This window comes from Micromonospora sp. NBC_01405 (genome assembly GCF_045040155.1).
Taxonomy (GTDB): domain Bacteria; phylum Actinomycetota; class Actinomycetes; order Mycobacteriales; family Micromonosporaceae; genus Micromonospora.
This window is the reverse complement of the sequence record NZ_CP109532.1, coordinates 7,242,571-7,269,126: the sequence shown is the minus strand read 5'-3', so window position 1 is coordinate 7,269,126 and position 26,556 is coordinate 7,242,571. Positions and strand designations below refer to the sequence as shown.

24 protein-coding genes are annotated in these 26,556 nt (G+C 74.6%); 21 read left to right on the top strand and 3 right to left on the bottom strand.

What is annotated here, in order from left to right; genetic code table 11:
- Window positions 1-89: 89 nt before the first annotated feature.
- Entirely contained in the window at window positions 90-1,871 is a 1,782-nt protein-coding gene (locus tag OG559_RS31105; RefSeq protein WP_405110696.1) for a hypothetical protein, read from the bottom strand.
- Between OG559_RS31105 and OG559_RS31100 the strand changes: the two genes are divergently transcribed.
- Entirely contained in the window at window positions 1,794-2,714 is a 921-nt protein-coding gene (locus OG559_RS31100; RefSeq protein WP_405110693.1) for a Replicase polyprotein 1ab, read from the top strand. The genes OG559_RS31105 and OG559_RS31100 overlap by 78 nt on opposite strands.
- Window positions 2,711-3,733, top strand: coding sequence for an HAD-IIA family hydrolase (locus OG559_RS31095; RefSeq protein ID WP_405110691.1), 1,023 nt, complete (start codon window positions 2,711-2,713; stop codon window positions 3,731-3,733). Before OG559_RS31100 ends, OG559_RS31095 begins: the two co-directional genes overlap by 4 nt.
- A gap of 23 nt (window positions 3,734-3,756) precedes the next feature.
- Here OG559_RS31095 and OG559_RS31090 read toward each other — a convergent pair whose 3' ends face one another.
- Window positions 3,757-4,095 (bottom strand): SCP2 sterol-binding domain-containing protein, encoded by a 339-nt coding sequence (locus tag OG559_RS31090; protein ID WP_396672091.1) that lies wholly within the window; start codon window positions 4,093-4,095, stop codon window positions 3,757-3,759.
- A 113-nt stretch (window positions 4,096-4,208) separates the two neighbouring features.
- Between OG559_RS31090 and OG559_RS31085 the strand changes: the two genes are divergently transcribed.
- The 13 genes from OG559_RS31085 to OG559_RS31025 all read left to right on the top strand — a co-directional run bounded on the left by OG559_RS31085 (window position 4,209) and on the right by OG559_RS31025 (window position 19,780).
- Entirely contained in the window at window positions 4,209-4,793 is a 585-nt protein-coding gene (locus OG559_RS31085; protein ID WP_405110687.1) for a hypothetical protein, read from the top strand.
- A gap of 28 nt (window positions 4,794-4,821) precedes the next feature.
- Entirely contained in the window at window positions 4,822-5,046 is a 225-nt protein-coding gene (locus OG559_RS31080) for a hypothetical protein (protein ID WP_405110684.1), read from the top strand.
- Window positions 5,047-5,065: 19 nt separating this feature from the next.
- A complete protein-coding gene (locus tag OG559_RS31075; protein WP_405110681.1) occupies window positions 5,066-5,947 on the top strand; it encodes a TlyA family RNA methyltransferase in 882 nt (293 codons plus the stop codon).
- 108 nt (window positions 5,948-6,055) lie between these two features.
- Window positions 6,056-6,940: an NAD kinase gene (locus OG559_RS31070; RefSeq protein WP_405095534.1), complete on the top strand. Its 885-nt coding sequence runs from the start codon at window positions 6,056-6,058 to the stop codon at window positions 6,938-6,940.
- 151 nt (window positions 6,941-7,091) lie between these two features.
- On the top strand, window positions 7,092-8,849 hold the full coding sequence (recN, locus tag OG559_RS31065; RefSeq protein ID WP_405117103.1) for a DNA repair protein RecN: 1,758 nt from the start codon (window positions 7,092-7,094) through the stop codon (window positions 8,847-8,849).
- A 120-nt stretch (window positions 8,850-8,969) separates the two neighbouring features.
- Window positions 8,970-10,148: a putative cytokinetic ring protein SteA gene (gene steA, locus OG559_RS31060; protein WP_387025875.1), complete on the top strand. Its 1,179-nt coding sequence runs from the start codon at window positions 8,970-8,972 to the stop codon at window positions 10,146-10,148.
- 27 nt (window positions 10,149-10,175) lie between these two features.
- Window positions 10,176-11,111, top strand: coding sequence for a copper transporter (locus OG559_RS31055; protein WP_405110678.1), 936 nt, complete (start codon window positions 10,176-10,178; stop codon window positions 11,109-11,111).
- A gap of 67 nt (window positions 11,112-11,178) precedes the next feature.
- Window positions 11,179-12,045 carry a hypothetical protein gene (locus tag OG559_RS31050; RefSeq protein WP_405110675.1) on the top strand — a complete coding sequence of 289 codons (867 nt, stop codon included), beginning with the start codon at window positions 11,179-11,181 and terminating at the stop codon, window positions 12,043-12,045.
- Between the two features lies 1 nt (window position 12,046).
- Complete coding sequence (gene murJ, locus OG559_RS31045) at window positions 12,047-13,744, top strand: murein biosynthesis integral membrane protein MurJ (protein ID WP_405110672.1); 1,698 nt, start codon at window positions 12,047-12,049, stop codon at window positions 13,742-13,744.
- Between the two features lie 52 nt (window positions 13,745-13,796).
- Window positions 13,797-14,957: a glycosyltransferase family 4 protein gene (locus OG559_RS31040; protein WP_405110669.1), complete on the top strand. Its 1,161-nt coding sequence runs from the start codon at window positions 13,797-13,799 to the stop codon at window positions 14,955-14,957.
- Window positions 14,957-17,263 (top strand): hypothetical protein, encoded by a 2,307-nt coding sequence (locus tag OG559_RS31035; protein ID WP_405110666.1) that lies wholly within the window; start codon window positions 14,957-14,959, stop codon window positions 17,261-17,263. The genes OG559_RS31040 and OG559_RS31035 overlap by 1 nt, the downstream gene beginning before the upstream one ends.
- 151 nt (window positions 17,264-17,414) lie before the next feature.
- Window positions 17,415-19,178 (top strand): CTP synthase, encoded by a 1,764-nt coding sequence (locus tag OG559_RS31030; protein ID WP_405110663.1) that lies wholly within the window; start codon window positions 17,415-17,417, stop codon window positions 19,176-19,178.
- Complete coding sequence (locus OG559_RS31025; protein ID WP_405110661.1) at window positions 19,175-19,780, top strand: NUDIX domain-containing protein; 606 nt, start codon at window positions 19,175-19,177, stop codon at window positions 19,778-19,780. Before OG559_RS31030 ends, OG559_RS31025 begins: the two co-directional genes overlap by 4 nt.
- Before the next feature lie 155 nt (window positions 19,781-19,935).
- Here OG559_RS31025 and OG559_RS31020 read toward each other — a convergent pair whose 3' ends face one another.
- On the bottom strand, window positions 19,936-20,292 hold the full coding sequence (locus tag OG559_RS31020; protein WP_405117100.1) for a TM2 domain-containing protein: 357 nt from the start codon (window positions 20,290-20,292) through the stop codon (window positions 19,936-19,938).
- 186 nt (window positions 20,293-20,478) lie between these two features.
- Between OG559_RS31020 and ald the strand changes: the two genes are divergently transcribed.
- From ald to OG559_RS30990, 6 genes are all read left to right on the top strand, one after another.
- Window positions 20,479-21,594: an alanine dehydrogenase gene (gene ald / locus OG559_RS31015; protein WP_405110658.1), complete on the top strand. Its 1,116-nt coding sequence runs from the start codon at window positions 20,479-20,481 to the stop codon at window positions 21,592-21,594.
- Window positions 21,591-22,598 (top strand): site-specific tyrosine recombinase XerD, encoded by a 1,008-nt coding sequence (locus tag OG559_RS31010; protein WP_405117097.1) that lies wholly within the window; start codon window positions 21,591-21,593, stop codon window positions 22,596-22,598. Before ald ends, OG559_RS31010 begins: the two co-directional genes overlap by 4 nt.
- Window positions 22,599-22,808: 210 nt before the next feature.
- Entirely contained in the window at window positions 22,809-23,732 is a 924-nt protein-coding gene (locus tag OG559_RS31005) for a ParA family protein (RefSeq protein ID WP_405110656.1), read from the top strand.
- An 88-nt stretch (window positions 23,733-23,820) separates the two neighbouring features.
- Window positions 23,821-24,795, top strand: a complete 975-nt coding sequence (locus tag OG559_RS31000) for a segregation and condensation protein A (protein WP_405110653.1) — start codon at window positions 23,821-23,823, stop codon at window positions 24,793-24,795.
- Entirely contained in the window at window positions 24,792-25,772 is a 981-nt protein-coding gene (scpB, locus tag OG559_RS30995) for an SMC-Scp complex subunit ScpB (RefSeq protein WP_405110651.1), read from the top strand. The genes OG559_RS31000 and scpB overlap by 4 nt, the downstream gene beginning before the upstream one ends.
- A complete protein-coding gene (locus tag OG559_RS30990) occupies window positions 25,759-26,529 on the top strand; it encodes a pseudouridine synthase (RefSeq protein ID WP_405110649.1) in 771 nt (256 codons plus the stop codon). Before scpB ends, OG559_RS30990 begins: the two co-directional genes overlap by 14 nt.
- The last annotated feature ends 27 nt before the right edge of the window (window positions 26,530-26,556 follow it).

The window sequence follows — 26,556 nt, the reverse complement described above, 5'->3', positions numbered from 1 at the left end:
TCTTTCCAGTCGAGGGCCGCCCCACCCGGGTCGGCCCTCGACTGCGTAGCGTCGGTTCCGGCGCAATCAGGAAGGATGTACCTGTGAGTTCAGGACCGCACGACGGCGACCGTCCTCGTCGTTCCGAAGACCGCTCCGACCGACGTGACGGGGCGCCCCGACGCGACGAACGTCCCCCGTACCGCGGCGATCGAGCCGGCGGCCAGGGCGGTGGTTTCCGTGGCGGTGAGCGCCGTGAGGGCGGGTTCCGGGGTACTTCCCGTGACGATTCCCGCCCCGCCGCCGGTGACCGCCGGGATGGCGACAGCCGCGGGGCACCGCGCGGTGAGGGCCGTGACTTCCGTGGTGGTGACCGTCGTGAGGGCGGGTACCAGGGCGGCGACCGTCGTGAGGGCGGCTTCCGTTCCGGTCCGCGTGAAGGCGGCCCGCGTGAGGGCGGTTTCCGGTCGGGTCCGCGTGAAGGTGGTCCGTCGCGTGACGGTGGTTTCCGTGGTGGTGACCGTCGTGAGGGCGGGTACCAGGGCGGCGACCGTCGTGAGGGTGGCTTCCGCTCTGGTCCGCGTGAGGGCGGATCCGGTGGTGACCGTCGCGAGGGTGGCTTCCGGTCGGGTCCGCGTGAAGGTGGTCCGTCGCGTGACGGTGGTTTCCGTGGTGGTGACCGTCGTGAGGGCGGGTACCAGGGCGGCGACCGTCGTGAGGGCGGCTTCCGTTCCGGTCCGCGTGAGGGCGGCCCGCGTGAGGGCGGCTTCCGTTCCGGTCCGCGTGAAGGTGGCCCGCGTGAGGGTGGCTTCCGTTCCGGTCCGCGTGAGGGCGGCCCGCGTGAGGGTGGCTTCCGCTCCGGCTCGCGTGAAGGTGGTCCGTCGCGTGACGGTGGTTTCCGTGGTGGTGACCGTCGTGAGGGCGGCTTCCGCTCTGGTCCGCGTGAGGGCGGATCCGGTGGTGACCGTCGCGAGGGTGGCTTCCGGTCGGGTCCGCGCGAGGGTGGTTTCCGCCGTGACGGGGATGGCCGGCAGGGCGGGTTCCAGGGCGGTGACCGTCGTGAGGGCGGCTTCCGCGGTGGCGACCGTGAAGGCGGCTTCCGTTCCGGTCCGCGTGAGGGCGGCCCGCGTGAGGGCGGCTTCCGTGGTGGTGACCGTCGTGAGGGCGGGTACCAGGGCGGCGACCGTCGTGAGGGCGGCTTCCGTTCCGGTCCGCGTGAAGGTGGCCCGCGTGAGGGCGGCTTCCGTTCCGGTCCGCGTGAAGGTGGCCCGCGTGAGGGCGGCTTCCGTTCCGGTCCGCGTGAAGGTGGTCCGTCGCGTGACGGTGGTTTCCGTGGTGGTGACCGTCGTGAGGGCGGGTACCAGGGCGGCGACCGTCGTGAGGGCGGCTTCCGCTCTGGTCCGCGTGAAGGTGGCCCGCGTGAGGGTGGCTTCCGTTCCGGTCCGCGTGAGGGCGGCCCGCGTGAGGGTGGCTTCCGCTCCGGCTCGCGTGAAGGTGGTCCGTCGCGTGAGGGTGGCTTCCGTGGTGGTGACCGTCGCGAGGGTGGCTTCCGGTCCGGCTCCCGTGAGGGTGGCTTTGGTGGTGGCGACCGGGCCGGTCAGGGCGAGCGTCCGCGCCGCGACGACCGCCGTGGTCCCGAGGACCGGCGCCGGGAAGGCGGTTACGCTGCCGGCCCCGCCCGCGACGACCGGCGGGACCGCGCCGGGTCGGCGGAGGGTGACCGCACTACGGACGCGCCCGCGCTGCCCGACGAGATCGTCGCGACCGACCTGGACTCGACCGTCCGCGCCGAACTGCTCTCGCTGGCCAAGCCGGTGGCGGACACCGTCGCCCGGCACCTGGTCGCGACCGGCCAGCTGATCGACGAGGCTCCGGTCGAGGCGCTGGCGCACGCGATGGCCGCCCGGCGGCTCGCGTCGCGGATCTCGGCGGTCCGGGAGGCGGTCGGACTGGCCGCGTACCACACGGGGGAGTGGCAGACGGCCATCGCCGAGCTGCGCACGTATCACCGGATGACCGGGTTGCAGAGCCACCTGGCGGTGCTCGCCGACTGCGAGCGGGCGCTCGGGCGGCCGGAACGGGCGATCGACCTGTTCCGGGGCGCCGACCAGGACAAGCTGGACCAGGCCGTCGCGATCGAGCTGCTGATCGTGGCCGCCGGCGCCCGTGGTGACCTCGGCCAGAAGGACGCCGCGGTGGCGATGCTCCAGGTTCGTGAGCTGACGAGCGAGGCGACCGAGCCGTGGGCCGGCCGGCTCCGGTACGCGTACGCCGACGCGCTGCTCGCGGTCGGGCGGCGCGAGGAGGCCCGGGAGTGGTTCTCCCGGGCGGCCGAGGTCGACACCGACGGCGAGACCGATGCGGCCGAGCGGCTGCTCGAACTCGACGGGGTGCTGATCGAGGGCGACGACGAGGACGACGAGCCGGCCGAGGAGATCGCTGCCGGGCCGGGAAGCCCGGGCGCGGTGCCGGCTGAGCCGGTCGCCGGCCGGTCGGACGACGAGGACGACCTCGGTGCCGACGACCGGGACGAGGACCTCGACTCTTCGGACGCCGCCGACCGCGACGACGAAGACGAAGACGACGAAGACGACGACGACGCCGGGCGGCGCGCCGACGACCTGGCCGGGGACGAGCTGACCGACGACGAGGCCGGCACCATTGCGGCCCGGCCCGGGTCGGCGCGGGGCGAGGAGCCGGCCGGCGACCGCGAATCGGGCACGGACCAGCGGTGAGCACGGACGCCGGGGGTCGGCTGGCCGACGGGTACTCGCTGGTCGTCTTCGACCTGGACGGGGTGATCTACCTGATCGACCGGCCGATCCCCGGCGCCGTCGCGGCGGTGGGTCGGCTGCGTGCCGAGGGACGGGCGGTCGCGTACGCCACGAACAACGCGTCCCGTCGTTCCAGCGAGGTCGCCGACCTGCTCTGCGGGATGGGCGTGCCCGCCACCCCGGAGGAGGTGCTGACCTCCGCCGCCGCCTCCGCCGAACTGCTGGCGGAGCGGCTGCCCGCCGGTGCGGCGGTCCTGGTGGTGGGTGCGGAGGCGCTGCGCGCCGAGATCGGCGCGGTCGGGCTGCGTCCGGTCTCCCTCGCCGACGACGCCCCGGCCGCGGTGGTGCAGGGGTACGGCCCACAGGTCGGCTGGGCGGACCTGGCCGAGGCGTCGCTTGCGGTGCGGGCGGGCGCGATCTGGATCGCCACGAACACCGACCGCACCCTGCCCAGCGGGCGTGGCCCGCTGCCGGGCAACGGATCGCTGGTGGCCGTGCTGCGCACCGCGCTCGACCGGGAACCGGACGTGGTGGTGGGCAAGCCCGAGCCGGCGCTGTTCGCCACCGCCGCCCGCCGGGCCGGCGAGGGACGCACCCTGGTGGTGGGCGACCGGCTGGACACCGACATCGAGGGCGCGCGCCGGGCCGGGCTGGACAGCCTGCTGGTGCTCACCGGCGTCAGCGATGTGCCCGAGCTGCTGGCCGCAGCCCCGGCGCGTCGCCCGACGTACGTCTCGGTCGATCTGGCCGGGCTGTTCGACCCGGCGGCGGTGGTCCGGGTGCCCGGCGATCCGGAGACCGGTGGCTGGTCGGCGACCGTGGCCGATGACGGCGTGCTGGAACTGACCGGGGCGGGACGACCGCTGGACGCCCTGGCCGCGCTCTGCGCCGTCGCGTGGGCGGCGGACGCCGGCCCGGCGGTCCGGGCGGGGTCGCCGGAGGCCATCGAGGCGTTGGCCGACCTCGGCTTGACGGACTGACCCGGGGACCGGCGTCCCGGCTGTCAGAGCAGCTTGCGGAGCTTCAGCAGGTCGAACGGGTTCGCCTTGATCGAGACCTGCTTGGACGCCACCGCCCGGGTGACGTCGAGCTCGCCGCGGACGAGGGCGAGCAGATTGTCGCTGCTGGTGCTCAGCGCGATCTTCGCCTTCGGGTCGTCGCCGTCGGTCAGGTCGAGCAGCCGCCCGTCGGCGAGTCGGCCGTGGAAGGCCGTACCCAGATCGGTCACCCGGCAGGCCAGAGTCCGGTCCAGGTCGATCCGCCCCCGCACGGTCTCGGCGTTGCGGTCCAGCCGGGCGGCCAGATCCTGCAACGCCTGCCGGCACTCGTCCACGCTGGCCACATCGTCTCCTCACACCTCGCCACGCCCGTTTCCCGGCACCGTACCGTAATGGGCGTCGCGCGGCGCCCGGTAGCGTGACACCTGAAACCCCACCCCCGTGGAAGGATTCAGGCATGCAGGACGCGTGGCGCGCCTACCTCGGACTGGCCATGGGCCTGACGGAGGCCCCCCGGAAGAAGGCCCAGGACGTCGTACGCCGGCTGGTCGGCTCCGGTGAGGCGACGGCCACCCAGCTCCAGGCCCTCGCCGAGGAACTGGTCTCGACCGGTGTGGCCAACCGGGAGGCGCTGACCAAACTGGTGCGCTTCGAGGTGGACCGCGCCCTCGGCGCGGTGGGACTGGCGGCCGCCGACGAGGTGGCCGAGCTGACCCGTCGGGTGCACGAGTTGGAGCGTCAGCTCCGGGAGGCCAAGGCGGGCCCGGCCGCCCCCGTCGGGTCCGCCCTGCCGGCCGGCGCGGCGGAGCCGGCCCCCCTGCCCTCCGCCGCCGCGGAGTCGACGGGCCCCGCAGCCCCGGACGCGCTGGCGACGCAATCCGTGACGAAGAAGGCGGTGGCCAAGAAGGCCGTCGCGAAGAAGACCATCGCCCGCAAGCCGCCGGCCACGGTGAGCCGTACCGGTACCGACGAGGGCGGCGCGGAGCCGGCCCGGCCGGTGAAGGCGGTGCCGCGCAGGCAGCAGCCCGGCGGCGCGAAGTGAGCGTACCCGCGACAGGTCGAGGCGGGCGGTGAGCGCGCCGTTCCGGCCGGGCCCGCCGCCCGGTCCCCGGCCGGGCCCGCCGCCGAGCCCGGTCGGCGTCGACGACGACGGGGCGGTCCGGCACCCGGCGGTGGACGCCGCCGTCCAGGCGATGGCGAACGCCACGGTGCTCTCGCCGGCCGACCAGATCCCGCAGTACGAGGCGGCGTACCAGACGCTGCGCGAGACGCTCGCCACCATCGACCAGGCCTGACCGACCGGAGAACCTTCCCATGGCACGTCGCACCCGGCTCGACGCCGAACTCGTCCGCCGCGGGCTGGCCCGCTCCCGGGAGCAGGCCGCCGCGCTCGTGGAGGCCGGGCGGGTCCGGCTTCGCGGGGTGCCGGCCCGCAAGGCCGCCGCGATGGTCGATCCCGCGGACCCGCTGCTGGTCACCGGTGCCGACCCCGTCTCGGAGTACGTCTCCCGGGGCGGGCACAAGCTGGCCGGCGCGCTGGCCGCGTTCGCCCCGGGCGGGCTGCGGGTGGCCGGCCGCCGCTGCCTCGACGCCGGCGCGTCGACCGGCGGCTTCACCGACGTCCTGCTGCGCGCCGACGCGGCCGAGGTGGTCGCCGTGGACGTCGGGTACGGCCAGCTCGCCTGGTCGCTGCGCACCGACGACCGGGTACGCGTCCTCGAACGCACCAACGTCCGCACCCTGACTCCGGAGGTGATCGCCGGGCAGGTCGACCTGACGGTGGCCGACCTGTCGTTCATCTCGCTGCGGCTGGTGCTGCCGGCGCTGGCCGCCTGCACCCGGCTCGACGGCGACCTGGCGCTGATGGTCAAGCCCCAGTTCGAGGTGGGCAGGGAACGGGTCGGCGCCGGCGGGGTGGTGCGCGACGAGGCGTTGCGCGCCGAGGCCGTCCTCGATGTGGCGGCGGCGGCGGCCACGCTCGGCCTGGGGCTGGCGGACGTTACCGCGAGCCCACTGCCGGGGCCCAGCGGCAACGTCGAGTTCTTCGTATGGTTACGCCGGGGCGCGTCGAAGGCTGACCCGCAGCGGGTGCGGGCCGTCGTGGCGGCCGGCCCGCAGGGTCCGCCCCCGTCCGGCACCACGCCGGACGCGGCCCCGCAGGAGCCGGAAACGGCCCCGGAGGAGGTGGCAGGGTGAGCGCGAGGAGTGAGCTTGCGAGCCCCGCAGTCGCGAACGGAAGGCGGGACGGGTGAGCGCGAGGAGTGAGCTTGCGAGCCCCGCGGTCGCGAACGGAAGGCGGATCCGGTGAGTCGTACCGCGCTGCTCGTGACGCATACGGGCCGGCGCCGCAGCACCGAGCACGCCCGGGCGGTCGCGGCGGACCTGATCGCCGCGGGCTTCGAGGTGCGGGTGGTGGCCGAGGAGGCCGAGGACCTGGACCTGCCCGGCGTGGTGCCGGTGACCGGCCCCGAGGCCGCACAGGGCGCGGAGATCGTCTTCGCCCTCGGTGGGGACGGCACGTTCCTGCGCGCGGCCGAGCTGGCCCGCCCGACGAAGGTGCCGCTGCTCGGCATCAACCTCGGCAAGGTCGGCTTCCTCGCCGAGGCGGAGATCGACGACCTCGACGTGGCGGTGCGCGACGTGGTCGAGCGCAACTACACGGTGGACGAACGGCTCACCCTGGACGTGACCGCGGAGTTCGACGGCGGCCCGACGATCGAGTCCTGGGCGCTCAACGAGATCAGCGTCGAGAAGGGCGAGCGGGCCCAGATGCTGGAGCTCCTCGTCGACGTGGACGGCCGGCCGCTGTCGCGGTACGGCTGCGACGGCGTGGTGTGCGCGACCCCGACCGGCTCCACCGCGTACGCGTTCTCCGGCGGCGGGCCGGTGGTCTGGCCGGAGGTGGAGGCGCTGCTGTTGGTGCCGATCAGCGCGCACGCGCTGTTCAGCCGGCCCCTGGTCACCTCGCCGACGTCGACGTTCTCGATCACGGTGGACCCGTTCACCACCCTGGCGGTGCTCTGCTGCGACGGCCGGCGCGTGTACGACCTGCCGCCGGGTGCCCGGGTCACGGTGCGTCGTGGCGCGTTGCCGGTGTGTGTGGTGCGGCTGCGGGCCCGGTCGTTCACCGACCGGTTGGTGGCGAAGTTCGGGCTGCCGGTGCACGGCTGGCGGGGCAACCGCAGGTGAGCCAGGTCTCCCCGGCGTCCCGCCTACGGTGACCAGCAGGCTGGACGGCGGGCCGGTGGCGGCGCCGGGGCGGGTGTTCGCCCGGGTCGGCGCGGCGTCCCGGCCGCGCCGGCTGGTCAACTGTCGGGGCCCGCGTCTACTGTCGGGTGCTGTGCTGGAAGAGCTGCGCATCACCGGACTGGGCGTCATCGAGGACACCACACTGCCGTTGGCCGGCGGGATGAACGTCATCACCGGCGAGACCGGTGCCGGCAAGACGATGGTGGTGACCGGTCTCGGCCTGCTCTTCGGTGGCCGGGCCGACGCCGGCCGGGTGCGCGCCCAGCCGGGCCGTGCATTGGTCGAGGGGCGGCTGCGCCTCGTCGGCCGGGTCGCGGCGGCCGTGCACGCCCGGGTCATCGATGCCGGCGGCGAGCCCGACGACGACGGCGTGCTGCTGCTGAGCCGGACGGTCACCGTGGAGGGGCGCTCCCGGGCGCACCTGGGCGGGCGCAGCATGCCGGTGGCGATGCTCGGCGAGGTCGGCGAGCAGGTGGTGGCGGTGCACGGCCAGTCCGACCAGCTGCGCCTGCTGCGACCGGCCGAGCAGCGGGCCGCGCTGGACCGGTTCGCCGGGCCGGAGCACGAGAAGCTGACAGACGCGCTGCGCGAGGCGTACACCCGGTGGCGGACGGTGGTCGAGGACCTGGCCGACCGGCGGCGCAACGCCCGGGCCCGCAGCCAGGAGGCCGACCTGCTCCGGCTGGGGCTGGACGAGATCAGCCGGGTCGACCCGCAGCCGGGTGAGGACAACGAGCTGAAGGCGGAGGCGCAGCGCCTGGAGCACGCCGAGGGGCTGCGCACGGCGGCGCAGACGGCGCACCAGTGCGTGGCCGGCGGCGCCGAGTCGACCGACGAGACGCCGGACGCCACGGCGCTGCTCGGGCTGGCCCGGCGCACGCTGGAGGCGCAGGCCGGCACCGACGCGGCCCTGGGCGACCTGGCGGCCCGGCTGGAGGAGGCGGCCACCCTGGTCGCCGACGTCTCCGCCGAGCTGTCGGCGTACCTGGCGGCGTTGGACGCCGACCCGGCGCGGTTGCAGACCATCTACGAGCGGCGGGCGGCGCTGCGGGGGCTGACCCGCAAGTACGCCGATGACGTCGACGGGGTGGTCGCCTGGGCGGAGCGGGCCCGCGTCCGGCTTTCCGACCTGGGCACCTCCGACGAGTTCCTTGACGAGCTGGGCCGGGAGGCGTCCCGGCTGGCCGGTGAGGTGGCCGAGCTGGCCGGGCGGGTGTCGACATCCCGACAGGAGGCGGCGACCCGGTTCGCCGAGCAGGTCACCGTCGAGCTGGCCGGGCTGGCCATGCCGCACGCCCGGATCGAGGTGGCGGTGCTGCCCCGGTCGGTGGGGAGGTCGGAGCCGAGCCTGCCGGTCAACGGCGTCGAGGTCGGCGTGGGTCCGGACGGCGGTGACGAGGTGGAGCTGCGGCTGCTGGCCCATCCGGGTGCACCGTCGCTGCCGTTGCAGCGCGGCGCGTCAGGCGGTGAGCTGTCCCGGGTGATGCTCGCCATCGAGGTGGTCTTCGCCGGTTCCGGTGGCCCGCCCACCCTGGTCTTCGACGAGGTCGACGCGGGCGTCGGTGGCCAGGCGGCGGTGGAGATCGGCCGTCGGCTGGCCCGGCTGGCCCGCAGCCACCAGGTGCTGGTGGTCACCCACCTGCCGCAGGTGGCCGCGTTCGCCGACCGGCACCTGGTGGTGGCGAAGGACACCCGGGGTGCGGTGACCACCAGCGGGGTGCGGGTGGTGGAGGACACCGCGCGGGCCCGCGAGCTGGCCCGGATGCTGGCGGGTTTGCCGGACTCGGATCTGGGTATCGCCCACGCGGAGGAGCTGTTGGCCGTCGCGGCTCGGGAAAGGCGGCCCTGACCGCGGCCTATTGTGAGCGCAGGCACACCAGTGTGCGCTGCGGTGTGCTTCCCTGGGTAGGCGGCCCTGCCCAGGCATGTCGCGACAGAAATGCCTGCCTCACATGCCAGGATGGTCACGATGCGTCTACCCACGTTGCGCCGGAACCGGAGCGCGGAACCGGACACAGTCCTCGGCACCGCGCGCCTCGATCGCCGGACGAAACGCCTGGTCGGCCGGCTGCGCCCGGGCGACATCGCGATCATCGACCACGTCGACCTGGACCGGGTGGCGGCCGATTCGCTGGTCGCCGTCGGGGTCGCCGCCGTGCTCAACGCCAAACCGTCGGTCTCCGGCCGGTATCCGAATCTCGGCCCCGAGGTGCTGGTCGCCGGCGGCATCCCGCTCCTGGACGACCTCGGTGAGGGGATCTTCGAGCAGGTCCGGGAGGGTGACACCGTCCGGATCGAGGGCAACACCGTCTACGTCGGCGGCGAGCCGGTCGCGCACGGCGCCCTCCAGGACACCGAGACGGTGGCCAAGGCGATGGCCGACGCCCGGGAGGGGCTGTCGGTGCAGTTGGAGGCGTTCGCCGCCAACACCATGGACTACCTCAGGCAGGAACGCGACCTGCTCCTCGACGGCGTCGGCGTGCCGGAGATCCAGACCCAGATCCAGGGCCGGCACTGTCTGATCGTGGTGCGCGGCTACGACTACAAGGACGACCTGGACGTGCTGCGTCCGTACATCCGGGAGTTCAAGCCGGTGCTGATCGGCGTGGACGGCGGGGCGGACGCGCTGGTCGAGGCGGGCTACACCCCCGACATGATCATCGGGGACATGGACTCGGTCACCGACGACGTGCTGCGCTGCGGCGCCGAGGTGGTCGTGCACGCGTACCCGGACGGGCGGGCGCCGGGGCTGCCCCGGGTCAACGGGCTGGGCGTCCCGGCGATCACCTTCCCGGCGGCGGCGACCAGCGAGGACCTGGCGATGCTGCTGGCCGACGAGAAGGGCGCCTCGCTGCTGGTGGCGGTCGGCACGCACGCCACCCTGGTCGAGTTCCTCGACAAGGGCCGGGGCGGGATGGCCTCGACGTTCCTCACCCGGCTCAAGGTCGGCGGGAAGCTGGTGGACGCCAAGGGCGTCAGCCGGCTCTACCGGCAGAGCATCTCCGGCTCCTCCCTGCTGCTGCTGGTGCTCGCGGCGGTGGCGGCGATGGCCTCCGCCGTGGCGGTCTCCACCGTCGGCAAGGCATATCTGGGCGTGGTCAGCGAATGGTGGAACAATTTCGTGTTCCAGCTCGGCCAGCTCTTCTAGCTCCCGACCGATCAAGAGGCTGCAAGCGTGATCAACTTTCGCTACCACGTGGTGTCCCTGACCGCGGTCTTCCTGGCGTTGGCCATCGGCCTGGTGGTCGGCACGGCCGCCCTCAACGGCCCGGTGGCCGACTCGCTCAAGGAGCGCGTGAACGAGCTGAGCAAGGACAACCAGCAGAGGCGCCAGATGGTCAACAGCATGCAGAAGGAACTGGAGACGGAGCAGCAGTTCGCCGCCGAGATCGCCCAGGTGGTGCTGTCGGGCAAGCTCACCGGTCGCCGGGCGCTGGTGCTCACCCTGCCCAACGGGCGGGAACACGCCGAGGGCGTGCAGAAGATGCTCCGGACCGCCGGGGCCACCGTCACCGGCCAGGTCGACCTCCAGGACAAGTTCATCAACCCGGACAACAACAGCAACCTGATGGAACTGGCCGTCACCGCCGCCCGACCCAGCGCCCCCGCGTCCGGCCTGCCCGGCAACGGTCACGGCGTGGAGACCTCCAGCGCCCTGCTGGCCAGCGTCCTGCTGGACCGGGTCGGCGGCACCCCCGTCACCGAGGCCGACCGCAGGGCGGTGCTGGCGTCGTACACCAAGACCGGTTACCTGACGACCGACGAGAAGGTGACCGGGCCGGCCGAGGCGGTGGTGCTGGTCAGCGGGCAGCCGTACGTGGACAAGGACTCGGCGAAGAAGGACGAGTCGGTGGTCAAGGTCGCCGAGCAGTTCGACCGGGCCGGCGCGATCGTGGTGGCCGGCACCGGCTCGGAGGGCGGGAACGTGGTGTCGGTGGTCCGGGGCGACCCGGTGCTGTCGCAGACCATCTCCACCGTCGACGACGCCAACACCACGCAGGGGCAACTGGTCACCAGCCTGGCGCTGGCGCAGCAGGTCGTCGAGAAGAAGGCCGGCCAGTACGGCGTGGGCGACAACGCCACCGCCCTGGTGCCTAGAATGCCCCAGTGAGCGAACGACGTACCCGGCTGTCCGATCCCGCCCGCCACGTCGGCGGCGTCCTGAACGGGGTGATTGCGTGAGCCTGTTGGGCCGCCTGCTGATCGCCGGGGCCGGCGCCGCCGCCGCCCGGTACGCGCTGCGCGAGGTGCGCACCTCGCCGGTCGCCCCGGCCCTGGAACGCACCAACTTCCGGGGCCGCACCCTCACCCTGGCCGCCGGCCCGGCGCTCGCCGCCGGCGCCGCCGCGGCCGGCGCGCTCGGCGCGCCCAGCGTGCCCGCAGGCGCCGCCGCGCTGGTGGCCGGCGTGGGCGGGGGAGCGGTCGGCGTCTACGACGACATGGTGGGCGCCCGGCCGGAGCAGAAGGCCGCCAAGGGCTTCGCCGGACACCTCGCCGCGCTGCGGGAGGGGCGGGTCACCGCCGGCCTCGTCAAGATCGTCGGAGTGGGCGCGGCCGGTCTCGGCGCCGCCGCGCTGCTCGCCGCCGACCCCACCGTCGCCGCCCATCCCCGCCGGCAGCGCCACGGCGCGGTCGGTCGCACCGTCGACGTGCTGCTCGGTGCCGGGGTGATCGCCGGCACCGCCAACCTGCTCAACCTGCTCGACCTGCGGCCGGGGCGGGCACTGAAGTCCGGCCTGCTGCTCGGCGTGCCGCTGGCGCGCGGGCCGCACGGCGGGATCGCCGCCGGTGCGGTGGGCGCCGCTGCCGGCCTGCTCAGCGACGACCTCGACGAGCAGGTGATGATCGGCGACGGCGGGGCCAACGCGCTCGGCGCGCTGCTCGGGGTGGCCCTCGCGGCCCGCACCGGGCCGCTCGGCCGGGCCGGCGCGCTCGCCGTGCTCGCCGGGCTCACCGCGGCCAGCGAGAAGGTCAGCTTCACCCAGGTCATCCAGGCCACCCCGGGCCTGCGCGAGCTGGACGCACTGGGCCGGCGCACCGACTGACGTGAAGACTCCGGCACCCCTCGCCGGCGCCGGCCGGGTGGCCGGAGCGGCCGCGCTGATCGCCGTGCTCACCGTGGTCAGTCGGCTCGCCGGCTTCGGCCGCACCCTGGTGTTCACCTGGACGCTGGACTTCAGCGACCTCGGCGACATGTACGTCGTCGCGAACACCGTGCCGAACATCATCTTCGAGATCGTGGCCGGTGGGGCGCTGGCCAGCCTGGTCGTACCGCTGCTGGCCGGCCCGGTCGCGGCGGGGGACCGGCGGGCGGTGGGCGCGACCACCGGGGCCCTGCTGACCTGGACGGTGACCCTGCTGGTGCCGCTGGCCGTCGCGGTCGCCCTGCTGGCCGGGCCGATCGTCGAGGCGTTCAGCTCCGGCCGCAGCCCGGCGGAGCTGGCCGCCGGCGCCCGGATGCTGCGGGTCTTCGCCCCCCAGTTGCCGCTCTACGGCATCGGCATCGTGCTCACCGGGGTGCTCCAGGCACACCGCCGGTTCGCCTGGCCGGTCATCGCCCCGCTGCTGTCCAGCCTCACCGTGATCGTGGTGTACCTGGCGTTCAGCGCGGCCGAGGGGCGCCGGGCCACGGTCGCCGGGGTGAGCCGGGGCGGCGAACTGGTCCTCTCCGGCGGCACCACCCTCGGCGTGGTGGTGCTGTCGCTGTCGCTGCTGATCCCGCTGCGCCGGTTGGGCCTGCGGCTGCGCCCCGGGTACGCGTTTGACGCCGACGCCCGGGCCCGCGTCGGTGGGCTGGCGATGGCCGGTGTGGTCACCGTCACCGCCCAGCAGATCGCCCTCGCGGTGATCATCAAGAGCACCTCGGGCGGCCCCACCGGCTCCCTCCAGGTGTTCAACCTGGCCCAGACGATGTACCTGCTGCCCTGGGCGGTGCTGGCCGTGCCGCTCGCCGTCGCCGCGTATCCGACCCTCGCGGCGGCGTCGGCGACGGGCGACGAGGCCACCTACCGGGCCACCCTCGCCTCGACCACCCGGGGGGTGTTCCTGTTCAGCTGCCTCGGCGCGGCGGCGCTGGCCGGCACCGCCGCCCCGGTCGCCGCGCTCTTCCGCCCGGACGACCCCGCCCCGGTCGCCGCCGGGATCGCCGGCTTCGCCCCGGGCCTGCTCGGCTACGGGCTGTTCGCGGTGCTCTCCCGGGCCCTGTACGCCCGGGGCGACACCCGGCCGGCCACCGCCGCGATCAGCGTCGGCTGGCTCGCCGTGCCGCTGGCCGTCGCCACCCTCGCGGCACTGCTGCCCCGCGCCGACCGGGTGCTCGCGGTGACCCTGGCCAACTCGGCCGGGATGCTGCTGCTCGGCGTCCTGCTGCTGCTCGCGGTGCGCCGCGCGGCCGGTCACGTCGCGCTGGCCGGCGGGGCCCGCGCCGGGGTGGCCGGGCTGCTCGGTGGGGCCCTCGGCGCGCTCGCCGGAACGGGCGTCGCCCGGGTGCTGGCCGGGGCCGGCGACGGCACCCCGACGGCACCGGCGGCATTCGTGCAGGGCATGCTGTCCGCAGCCGTGGTCGGCATCGTGTTCCTCGCCGTCGTGTACCTGACCGACCGGCGGGACGTCCGGCCGCTGCTGGCCGCCGTGCGCCGCCGGCTGGGCGGGGCGGGCCGGGGAGCCGGGCGAGCCGTTGGGCCTCGGCAGGAGGGCGTGGTCCCCCCGGAGCGGGGCGACGGAAAGGAGACGGTGTCCGGGTGAGCGCGACGACGTGCGGCGGGCCGACGGCGATGGCGGCCCGGGGGTGGTCGCGGTGACGGACGCGACGCCGAACGTCCGCCCAAACGGAACCGTGGCACTGCTGCTCGCCTCCAGCACCGGCGGCGTCGGCCAGCACCTCCGCTCCGTTGCCCGGGGGCTCGCCGAGGCGGGTGTCCCGGTGCTGGTCTGCGGTCCGGCCGCCACCGAGGAGCAGTTCGACTTCACCGGAGTGGGCGCCCGGTTCCGGCCGGTGGAGATCCCGGCCAGCCCCACCCCCGCCGACGTCCGGGCGGTCGCCGCGCTGCGCCGCGCGCTGGCCGCCGAGCCCGTCGCCGTGCTGCACGCGCACGGGCTGCGCGCCGGGCTGGTCGCCGTCCTCTCCAGGCCGGCAGCCCCACTGGTGGTCACCTGGCACAACGCGGTCCTCGCCCGGGGGTTGCGCGGCGGGCTGTCCCGCCTCGCTGAGCGGGTCGTCGCCCGGGGCGCCCGGGTCGCGCTCGGCGCCTCGACCGACCTGGTCGAGCGGGCCGCCGCGCTCGGCGCCGCCGACGCCCGGCTCGCCCCGGTCGCCGCGCCGGCGCTACCCGCACCGCGCCGTCGCCGGACCGCTGTCCGCGCCGAGTTCGGGGTGGCCGCCGGCCAGCCGCTGATCGTCTCGGTCGGCCGGCTGCACCCCCAGAAGCGGTACGACGTACTCATCGACGCCGCCGCCCGGTGGCGCGGCCGGACCCCGCCGCCGGTCGTGGTGATCGCCGGCAGCGGGCCGGCGTACCTGCCGCTGGCCGCCCGGGTCTCCGCAGCCCGCGCCCCGGTCACCCTGCTCGGGCACCGCACCGACGTGGCCGACCTGCTGGCCGGGGCCGACCTGGCCGTCGTGACCAGCGACTGGGAGGCCCGCCAACTCTTCGCCCAGGAGGCGCTGCACGCCGGCGTGCCCCTGGTGGCGACCGCCGTCGGCGGCCTGCCGGGGCTGGTCGGCGACGCGGCCGTGCTGGTGCCCCCCGGCGACGTGGACGCGTTCGACGTCGCCGTGCGGGGGCTGCTCGACGACGCCGACCGCCGGGCCGCACTGGGCCGGGCCGGCGTGGCACGGGCCGGAACCTGGCCCACCGAGGCTGACACCGTCGCCGAGCTGGCCGCGCTCTACGCGGAGCTGGCCTCCGACGCGGCCGGCCCGGCCACCCCCGACACCCCGTCGACGGGACGCCGTTGATGCTGCGCAGAGTTACGCCGGCGCTGCTGACCCTGATGGTCGTGGTCCTCGGCGTCGCCGCCCTCGCCGCGCGGCCGACCGGGGAGGCCCCCAGGCGCACCGCCGACTTCGTGGTGCTGGCCGGGGTGGCGGGCCTGCGCTGGGACGACGTGGACCCGCAGGCCACCCCGACGCTGTGGCGGATGGCGCAGGAAGGCTCGATCGGCTCCCTGTCGGTGCGCTCCGCGCACCGGCCCACCTGCCCCGTCGACGGTTGGCTCACCCTCGGCGCCGGCAACTTTGCCGCCTGGAACGGCAGCCGCGGCACGGGTGCCTGCCCGTCCGGCGGGGTGACCGTGGAGCAGCCCGACGGCATCGGCGCGAACCTGCCCGACCAGGGGCGCGTCGTGCAGTACAACCAGCAGCGCCGGTCCTGGGGCGCGGTGCCCGGCGCGCTGTCCGAGTCGGTGCGTTGCTCGGTCGCGGTCGGCCCCGGCGCGGCGGTGGCCGCCGCCCGCCCGTTCGGCCGGGTCGACCGGTACGCCGCGCGGCTGCCCGACGACCCGGCCCCGCTGCTCGGCTCCTGCGTGCTGAGCATCGTCGACCTCGGTGCCGTCTCCGGCGAGGACCCGGCAGCCCGGGCGGAGCAGGCCCGCCGGGCGGACGCCGACCTGGCCCGGGTGCTCGCCGCCCGGCCCCCGCGCTCCCTGGTGCTGGTCGCCGGGGTCTCCGACACCGGCCTGCCGTCTCGGCTGCACGTCGCCGTCGCCGACGGCCCCGGCTGGGAGCGGGGTTGGCTCACCTCGCCCACCACCGGGCGGGAGGGCTACCTGCAATTGGTCGACCTGGCGCCGACCGCCCTCGCCGCGCTCGGCCGGCCGATGCCGGAGCGGCTGTTCCTCGGTCGGCCCGCGGTCACCGTCGGCGGCCGGCCGGCGGATCTGCCGGCCGCGCTCGCCGCCCCGGCCGACGCCGACCGGGAGTCCGCTGCCCAGCGGTGGGTCGCCGGCTGGTTCTTCGCCCTGCTCGCCGGCGCGCAGGTGTTGCTCGCCCTCGCGGTGCTTCCCCTGCTGCGCCGCGCCCGCCGGCACGCCGGGCCGGTCGGCCCGAAGCCGGTGCCCCGGCGGGTGGTGGCGACCGTGGAGCTGCTGCTCGTCGCCGTCGCCCTGGCCGTGCCGGCGGCCCTGCTCGCCGACGTCGTGCCGTGGTGGCGCGGCGACCACGCCGGCTGGTGGTTCGCCATTGTGACGGCGCTGCTGGTGGTCGGGGGAACCGCCGCCGTCCGGTTCGCCCCCGGGCACGCCTCGACGCTCGGCCCACTCGGCGCGGTCGCCGGCCTGGCCACCCTCGTCGTCGCCGCCGACGTGCTCACCGGGGCCCGGTTGCAGCTCAACGGGGTGGTCGGCTACTCGGCCCTGCAGGGCGGCCGGTTCGCCGGCCTGGGCACCGTCGGGCTCGGCGTGTTCATCGCCGGGTCGTTGCTCTGCGCCGGCTGGCTGGCCCAGCGGGTCCGCCGCCAGTGGCGGCCCATGGTGGTGGTCGCCGTCGGCGGGCTCGCCGTGGTGGTGGTCGGCAGCCCGTACCTGGGGACGGACTCGATCGGCGCGATCGCGCTGACCGCCGGGGTGAGCGTGGCCGCGGCGATCAGCACCGGCGGCTGGCTGACGGTCAGCCGGCTGGTCTGGGCCACCATGGCCGGGCTGGCCCTCACCATCGGTTACGCGGTGATCGACCTGCGCCGGCCGGCCACCGAGCGGGGCAGCCTCGGCCGGTTCCTGGCCGCCGTCGGCGACGGCACCGGCGGGCTGACCGTGCACCGGTCCGGCGGCGCCAACTTCGAGACGCTGGTCAACAGCCCGCTGACCGTGCTGGCCCTGGCCGGCGCCCTGCTGGTCTGGTTCGCGTTGCTCCAGCCGTGGGGCGGGCTGATGCGGCTGTTCGGCATCTACCCGGCGATGCGGGCCGCGATGGCCGGCACGGCGGTGGCCGCCGTCATCGGTGGGTTGCTCAGCGGCTCCGCCCTCGACGTCGCCGGGGCCGCCGGCGCGCTGGTGGTGCCGATGGCGGCCCTCGCGGCGCTGCGGGTGCTCGACCACTCCACCGACCGGACCCAGCCGGCCGACGGCGGCCCGGCCAACGGCCGTCCCGGCGGGTCCGCGCGAACCCCGGATCGCGTCGACCTGGACGCGGCGCCGGCCCAGTCGGCCGGTCCGGCGCCGGGCGGTCCAGCGCCGGGCGGTCCGGCCGGCGACGCCGGTGGTGCTGACCCGGCCCGATGCACGCCGGATCGGGACCCCCGCGCGTCAACCGAGGTCGCGACGGCCTGACCCCCCGGGGCTGCCCTGGCGGGGGACCTCGGGTGCGGCCTGCGGGTCCGGCCCGGGGAGGTGTTAGCGTGGAATCCCGTGGATCGCGTGATCACTTTGCTGATCGGCACGGCGGTCTGCACGACCGCGACGGACGACACGGGAGCAGGCCTTGGCCCCTTCAGCACGGACGACCAGGCACATTTTCGTCACCGGGGGAGTCGCCTCCTCGCTGGGTAAGGGCCTCACCGCCTCCAGCCTTGGCAGTCTGCTGAGCGCGCGCGGGCTGCGCGTGGTGATGCAGAAGCTCGACCCCTACCTCAACGTCGACCCAGGGACGATGAACCCGTTTCAGCACGGCGAGGTGTTCGTCACCGAGGACGGTGCCGAGACCGACCTGGACGTCGGGCACTACGAGCGTTTCCTGGACCGGAACCTGTCCGGCAAGGCGAACGTCACCACCGGCCAGATCTACTCCGAGGTGATCGCCAAGGAGCGGCGCGGCGAGTACCTGGGCGACACCGTCCAGGTCATCCCGCACATCACCAACGAGATCAAGGCGCGGATCCTCGGCATGGCCGACCCGGACGGCGACGGTCAGGCTCCGGACGTGGTGATCACCGAGGTCGGTGGCACCGTCGGCGACATCGAGTCGCTGCCGTTCCTCGAGGCGATCCGGCAGGTCCGCCACGACCTGGGCCGGGACAACTGCTTCTACCTGCACGTCTCCCTGGTGCCGTACCTGGCCCCGTCGGGGGAGCTGAAGACCAAGCCGACCCAGCACTCGGTGGCCCAGCTGCGCAACATCGGCATCCAGCCGGACGCGATCGTGCTGCGCTGCGACCGGGAGATCCCGGACAAGCTCAAGGAGAAGCTCTCGCTCTACTGCGACGTTGACCGGGAGGCGGTCGTCGCCGCCCCGGACGCGCCGAGCATCTACAACATCCCGAAGGTGCTGCACCGGGAGGGCCTGGACGCGTACGTGGTGCGCCGACTCGGCCTGTCCTTCCGCGACGTCGACTGGGCCAGCTGGGACGACCTGCTGGACCGCGTGCACCAGCCGCGCCACACGGTGACGGTGGCGGTGGTCGGCAAGTACGTCGACCTGCCAGACGCATACCTGTCGGTCAGCGAGGCGATCCGGGCGGCCGGCTTCGGCCACCGGGCCCGGGTGCAGCTGCGCTGGGTGCCCAGCGACGACTGCGTCACCCCGGCCGGCGCGGCGGCGGCCCTGGCCGGCGTGGACGGCATCGTCATCCCCGGTGGCTTCGGGGTGCGCGGCATCGAGGGCAAGATCGGCACCGCCCGGTACGCCCGGGAGAACGGCGTGCCCCTGCTCGGCCTGTGCCTCGGCCTGCAGTGCATGACCATCGAGGTGGCCCGCCACCTCGCCGGCCTGGACGGGGCGAACTCGCTGGAGTTCGACGAGGAGGCCGCGCACCCGGTCATCGCCACGATGGCAGACCAGGAGGACATCGTCGCCGGCCGGGGCGACCTGGGCGGCACCATGCGGCTCGGCGCGTACCCGGCGACGCTCGCCGAGGGCTCGCTGGTCGCCGAGGCGTACGGCAGCACCGAGGTCAGTGAGCGGCACCGGCACCGGTACGAGGTGAACAACGCCTACCGTGACCAGCTCACCAAGGCCGGGCTGGCCATCTCCGGCACGTCCCCGGACGGCCGGCTGGTCGAGTTCGTCGAGCTGGACCGCGCCCTGCACCCGTTCTTCGTGGCGACCCAGGCGCACCCCGAGCTGAAGAGCCGGCCGACCCGGCCGCACCCGCTGTTCGCGGCGTTCGTGAAGGCCGCCGTGACGTACTCCGAGGCCGACCAGCTACCGGTCAACCTGGACGCCGCCCCGGCGACGGAGGAGGCGGCCCGCCGGGCCGACCGCAACGGCGGAGCGGCCGCCGAGAAGAAGTCGGCGTCGGCGTCGTGAGCGCCGTGGAGCACCGTTACGAGGTGACCGGGCGGCGGCAGGTCTGGGCCGGGCGGATCTTCTCCGTGGTCACCGACGAGGTCACCATGCCCGGCGGCGGCACCTCCGCCCGCGACTACGTCAGGCACGTCGGCGCGGTGGCCGTCGTGGCGGTGGACGATGCCGGCCAGGTGGTGCTGATCCGGCAGTACCGTCACCCCGTCGGCCGGCACCTGTGGGAGCTGCCGGCCGGCCTGACGGACGTCTCGGGGGAGGACCTGGCCGCCGCGGCGGCCCGCGAGCTGGCCGAGGAGGTCGACCTCACCGCCGGCACGGTCGACGTGCTGGTCGACCTGCACAGCTCGCCCGGCTTCACCGACGAGATGATCCGGGTCTTCCTGGCCCGGGACCTGGCCGATGTGCCCGCCGAGCGGCGCCACCGGCGCAGCGAGGAGGAGGCGGACCTCCAGGTCATCCGGGTCGACCTGGACGAGGCGGTGCGGATGGTGCTGGCCGGGGAGATCACCAACGCGCCCGCCGTGGCCGGGCTGCTGGCCGCCGCCCGCGCCCGGGACACCGGCTGGTCGGTGCTGCGCCGCCCGGACGCGCCGCTACCGCGCTGAGCGGCCGGGCCGCCGGGCTGGCTGGCGGCCCGTGACCAGGGGCCTTTCACCAGGGCCGGGACCGGGGCCGGTGGAATCGGGGCCCGGCCGCCGGGTACGACGAGAAGAGGGGCCGTGCGGTTCGCCGCACGGCCCCTCTTCGTCGCTGTCGAACGTCAGTCGCGCAGCGGGCGACCCTGCCCGTCGACGCCGCCGTTGACCAGGATCAGGATGCCGTCGATGAGACCCCAGATGCCGCCGGCACCGCAGGTCACCAGGCTCACGACGAGCTGGATCACGCCGGTCTTGGTGTCGCCCATGTAGAAACGCCCGGCGCCGAAGGTGCCGAGGAAGATGCCGAGGAGGCCCGCGACGAGCTTGCTCTTGTCGGAGACGCCGCCCTGCGGGTACTGCTGATAAGGAGTGGTCATGGGGCGACACCCTAGTGATCCACTCACGTCCTGTCCGTACCGCCGTCCGACCCGTGGGACGATCGGGGTCGAATGTGTCCTGATGGCTGAGATGTCCTCCACCATTGGGTTCTGTTTATGCCTGACACATCGTCAGCACCGGCGGGGACCGGATGCCACAGTGTCGGCGCTGCGCGGCGGACGGCGCGCCTAGACTGCCGCCGACGGGACCGGTGGACCGCGGCGGCAACGGAGCCGCCGCGCACCGTGCGGTCGGGGTGGGACGCCCCGAAGAGAGGTGTCTGCATCGTGAAGGTCGGAATCCCCCGCGAGATCAAGAACCACGAGTACCGGGTGGCGATCACGCCCGCGGGCGTCAACGAGTTCACCCGCAGCGGTCATCAGGTCTTCGTCGAGTCCGGCGCCGGTGTCGGGTCCAGCATCACCGACGACGAGTTCGCCGCGGCCGGGGCGAAGATCCTGGCCACCGCCGACGAGGTGTGGGAGGCCGCCGAGCTGGTGCTCAAGGTCAAGGAGCCGATCGCCGAGGAGTACCACCGGATGCGCGAGGGGCAGGTGCTGTTCACCTACCTGCACCTGGCCGCGTCCAAGGCGTGCACGGACGCGCTGATCGACCGGAAGGTCACCGGTATCGCGTACGAGACCGTCGAGCTTCCCGACCGGTCGCTGCCGCTGCTCGCCCCGATGTCCGAGGTGGCCGGTCGGCTCGCCCCGCAGGTCGGCGCGTACCACCTCCAGCGGCAGGGCGGCGGGCGCGGCATCCTGATGGGCGGTGTCTCCGGCGTGTACGCGGCGAAGACCGTGGTCATCGGCGCCGGCGTGTCCGGGATGAACGCCGCCGCGATCGCGCTCGGCCTGCAGGCCGAGGTGCTGCTGCTGGACAAGAACGTCGCCCGGCTGCGCCAGGCGGACGCCATCTACCGGGGCCACCTGCAGACGGTCGCCTCCAACGCGTACGAGATCGAACGGGCCGTGCTCGACGCGGACCTGGTCATCGGCGCGGTGCTGGTGCCCGGCGCGAAGGCCCCGACGCTGATCTCCAACGAACTGGTCTCCCGGATGAAGCCGGGCAGCGTGCTGGTCGACATCTCCATCGACCAGGGCGGCTGCTTCGAGGACTCCCGCCCCACCACGCACGCCGAGCCGACGTACCAGGTGCACGAGTCGATCTTCTACTGTGTGGCGAACATGCCCGGCGCGGTGCCGCACACGAGCACCTACGCGCTGACCAACGTCACCCTGCCGTACGCGCTGGAGCTGGCCAACCGGGACTGGCGCGACGCGCTGCGCCGCGACCCGGCCCTGGCGCTGGGCCTGAACACCCACGACGGGCGGGTCGTCTACGGCCCGGTCGCCGAGGCGCACGGCCTGCCGGCCCTGCCGCTGGACGAGGTGCTGGCCTGACCGACGACGCGCGGGGCGCGACGACCGACGGGGCCGGTCCGGGCGAGGAGCCCGCACCGGCCCTGCGTCGCGCCGTGCGCGGCTACCTCGACCACCTCACCGTCGAACGTGGCCTGTCCGCGAACACGCTGTCGTCGTACCGTCGGGACCTGGAGCGCTACCTCGCGACGCTCGCCGCGGCCGGCGTCGCCGACCTGGCCGCCGTGGACGCCGGCCAGGTCGAGGCGCACCTGGCCCGGCTGCGCGCCGGCGACGACGGCCACCCGCCGCTCGCCGTCTCCTCGGCGGCCCGGGCGGCCAGCGCCGTACGCGGCCTGCACCGCTTCGCGCTGCGCGAGGGGCTGGCCGGCGCGGACCCGAGCCGCGACGTCCGGCCGCCGGCCCCGCCGCGCCGGCTGCCCCGGGCGCTCGCCGTCGACCAGGTCGTCCGGCTGCTGGAGACCGCCGGGTCGGTGGCCGCCACCGGCGAGGGCGCCACGCTCGCGTTGCGCGACCGGGCGCTGCTGGAGTTCCTGTACGGCACCGGGGCGCGCATCTCCGAGGCCGTCGGCGCCGCCGTGGACGACCTGGACGCCGCCGAGGGGACGGTGCTGCTGCGGGGCAAGGGCGGCCGGACCCGCCTCGTTCCGGTCGGCGGGTACGCCGTCGAGGCGCTGCGCGCCTGGCTGGTGCGGGCCCGCCCCGGGCTGGTCGCCGCAGGCCGGGGCACCCCGGCGGTCTTCGTCAACGCGCGCGGGGCGGCGTTGACCCGGCAGGGCGCGTGGACCATCCTGCGCCGGACGGCCGAGCGGGCGGGTCTGCCGGTGACCGGCTCCGGCGCGGTCTCCCCGCACACCCTGCGCCACTCGTACGCCACCCACCTGCTCGACGGCGGCGCCGACGTACGGGTGGTGCAGGAGTTGCTCGGCCACGCCTCGGTGACCACCACCCAGGTGTACACGTTGGTCACCGTGGAGCGGCTGCGCGAGGTGTACGCCACCGCCCACCCCCGGGCCCGGGGCTGACCCGCTCCCGCCCCGCGGCCGGGCCCAGCCCCGACCGGCACGGCGTACCTGCCGACACGCCGTACCGGTGCCGATCGCCCTGCTGGCCGGTGGCGTACAGTCGGCATGGCGCGGACCTTGCGGGGTGGATGACCGGGGTGCGCCGCGGCGCCGCGAGGGACGTCGGACGGCTCCGACACCGGGTGGTCGTCGGGAGGGGGCAACGAGGACATGGCTGGCAACGGTGACCGTGCCGAGACCTGGACGTCGGAGCTCCGCGAGCAGCAGGCCACGCTCGGTGCGGGGCTCGGCCCGGCGGACCCGGCGGCCTACACGATGCGTAAGCCGATCCCCGAGCCGATGCCCACCGACCGGCACGGGCCGGCCCGGATCATCGCGATGGCCAACCAGAAGGGTGGCGTCGGCAAGACCACCACCACCATCAACCTGGGCGCCGCTCTGGCCGAGTACGGCCGTAAGGTGTTGCTGGTCGACTTCGACCCGCAGGGCGCCCTCTCGGTGGGGCTCGGGGTCAACCCGCACAACCTCGACCTGTCGGTCTACAACCTGCTGATGCAGGACGACGTCACCGCCGAGGACGTCCTGATCAAGACGGACGTGGCCGGCCTGCACCTGCTGCCGGCCAACATCGACCTCTCCGCCGCCGAGATTCAGCTCGTCAACGAGGTCGCCCGGGAGATGGCCCTGGCCCGGGTGCTGCGCAGCATCCGCAAGGAGTACGACTACGTCCTGATCGACTGCCAGCCCTCGCTGGGCCTGCTGGCGATCAACGCGCTGACCGTCGCGCACGGCGTGCTCATCCCCCTCGAATGCGAGTTCTTCAGCCTCCGGGGCGTGGCCCTGCTGCTCGACACGATCGACAAGGTGCGCGAGCGGCTCAACTTCGACCTGGAGTTGGAGGGCATCCTCGCCACCATGTACGACAGCCGCACCACCCACTGCCGCCAGGTGCTCCAGCGGGTGGTCGAGGCGTTCGGCGACAAGGTCTACCAGACGGTCATCACCAAGACGGTGAAGTTCCCGGAGTCCACGGTGGCCGGCGCGCCGATCACCACCATGGACCCGGCCTCGTCCGGCGCCCGCAACTATCGCCAGCTCGCCCGCGAGGTGATCGCCCAGCAGGCGGAGCGGTAGCCCCCGTGCGTCGTCGTCCCAGCGTGTGCCCCCGATCCGGGGCGTGCCTTCCCGCCGGGGCCCGGGGAGCGTGGACTACGGTCGTCCGGTGACCGCCCCGCCCCTCGACCCGCCCGCCACGCTCCCGCCCGCCGGGGCCGGGGCGGCCGTCGAGGTCGACGCCGGCGCGGCGACCGGGTTCACCGTGCGGCTGGACAACTTCACCGGCCCGTTCGACCTGCTGCTGCAACTGATCGGCAAGCACAAGCTCGACGTCACCGAGGTGGCCCTGCACCGGGTCACCGACGAGTTCATCGCCTACATCCGGGCCATGGGCGACCAGTGGGACCTGGACGAGGCCAGCGAGTTCCTGCTGATCGCGGCCACCCTGCTCGACCTGAAGGCGGCCCGGCTGCTGCCCGCCGCCGAGGTGGAGAACGAGGAGGACCTCGCTCTGCTGGAGGCGCGGGACCTGCTCTTCGCCCGGCTGTTGCAGTACAAGGCGTACAAGGAGGCGGCCGCGCACATCGCCGCGCTGGAGGCGGTCGGCGGCCGGCGGTATCCCCGGGCGGTGACCCTGGAGGCCCGGTACGCCGAGGCGCTGCCCGACCTGGTTCTCGGCATCGGACCGGAGCGGCTGCTCCGGATCGCCGTCAGGGCGATGACCCCGAAGCCGGCGCCCGAGGTGTCCATCGCGCACGTGCACATGGTCCGGGTCAGCGTCCGTGAGCACGCCGCGATCCTCGCCGAGCGGCTGCGCCGGGCCGGCACCGCGACCTTCTCGCTGCTCTGCGTCGACTGCGAGGCCACCCTGGAGGTGGTGGCCAGGTTCCTGGCCCTGCTGGAGCTGTACCGGGAGGGCCTGGTCTCCTTCGTGCAGGAGCAGGCCCTGGAGGAGCTGACGGTCCGCTGGACCGGCCCCGCCGACGGAGCCGCCGACCTGCACGTCGACGAGTACGCCGGCACCCCACCCGACCCGGTCGCCGTGCCTCCCGACGGAGCCGGCGCGGCGCAGGGCGGGCCACGGGCCGAGGCGGAGGCGGAGGCCGAGGCCGAGGCGACGACGGAGGAGCGACCGGAATGAGCGAAGAGGAACGCCGCGACTCCCTGGCCGACCAGGCCGCCGCCTGGATCCCACCCTGGGACCGCCCCGCCCAGCCCTGCCAGGACCCCCCCGCACCGGTCGACCCCGACCAGACTGCGGAAGATCTTGGAAGCAGACGGCCCCCCGAGGGGCCGAATCCCTCCAAGATCTCCGACGGGGTCGCCGCGGCAGCGGACCCTGGCGTGGATCGGCACCTCCAGGAGGCGGAACCGCCCAGGGTCGCCGACGCGGGCACACCGGGGGAGGACGCGGGCACATCGGGGGAGGACGCGGCCGGCCCCGAGGCCCTCGCCGCAGGCGGAGCGGGTGGCGGGGCAGGTGGCGGTGGCGGGGTCGGCGGTGCTGCTGAGGGGGGCGCGCCGAGGCGGGGCCGGCGGAGGGCACCCGAGCCACCCCCGGCCGTGGTGCTCGACGACGCGGAGCTGCGCGGCGCGCTGGAGGCGATCCTGCTGGTGGTGGACGAGCCGGTCGGCGAGCTGACCCTCGCCCAGGTGCTGGAGCAGTCTCCCGAGCGGATCGGCCCGGTGCTCGACGACATCGCGGCCGGCTACACCGCCGCTGGGCACGGCTTCGAGCTGCGCCGGGCGGCTGGCGGCTGGCGGCTGTACACCCGGCCGGAATACGCTACGTACGTCGAGCGGTTCGTCCTGGACGGGCAGTCGGTCCGGCTGACCCAGGCGGCGCTGGAGACACTGGCCGTGGTGGCGTACAAGCAGCCGGTGACCCGGTCGCGGATCTCGGCCATCCGGGGTGTCAACTGCGACGGGGTGATCCGTACGCTGGTCTCCCGCGGCCTGATCGAGGAGTGCGGCACCGAACCGGACAGCGGGGCGTTCCTCTACCGGACCACCACGATGTTCCTGGAAAAGCTGGGGCTGAACTCCGTCGACGAGCTGCCGCCACTCGCCCCGTTCCTCCCCGACGACGTAGAAGAGCTTGCCGATGCCACGCGATGAACGTGCCCCCAAACCCGACGCGCCCGTCTTCGAGGGGGCCGAACGCCTCCAGAAGGTGCTGGCCGCCGCCGGCGTGGGCTCCCGGCGTGCCTGCGAAGACCTGATCTTCCGCCGTCAGGTCACGGTGAACGGCCGGGTGGCCACGCTCGGTGACCGGGCCGACCCGACCCGCGACGTCATCCACGTCGACGGCGAGCGCCTCCAGGCCGACGTCCGCCTGGTGTACCTGGCGATGAACAAGCCTCGCGGGGTGGTTTCCACCATGGCGGACGAGAAGGGACGCGCCGCGCTGTCCGACTTCATCAGCAACCGGGTGGAGCAGCGGGTCTACCACGTCGGGCGGCTCGATGCGGACAGCGAGGGCCTGCTGCTGCTCACCAACGACGGCACCCTCGCCCACCGGCTCATGCACCCGTCGTACGGGGTGTCGAAGACGTACCTGTGCGAGGTGGCCGGCCCGATCCCGCGCAACCTCGGCAGGCGGCTTGCGGCCGGGATCGAGCTGGAGGACGGCCCGGTGACGGTCGACTCCTTCAAGTTGGTGGACACCCTGGGCAAGACCGCCCAGGTGGAGCTGACCCTGCACGAGGGGCGCAAGCACATCGTCCGGCGCCTGCTGGACGAGGTCGGGCACCCGGTGGCCCGGCTGGTGCGTACCGCGATCGGGCCGATCCGCCTCGGCGACCTGCGCGCAGGGCGGACCCGCAGGCTCACCAACGCGGAGGTCGCCGCGCTGTTCAAAGCCGTGGGTGACTGACCCCGCGGTGCGGGGTACCACAACCGG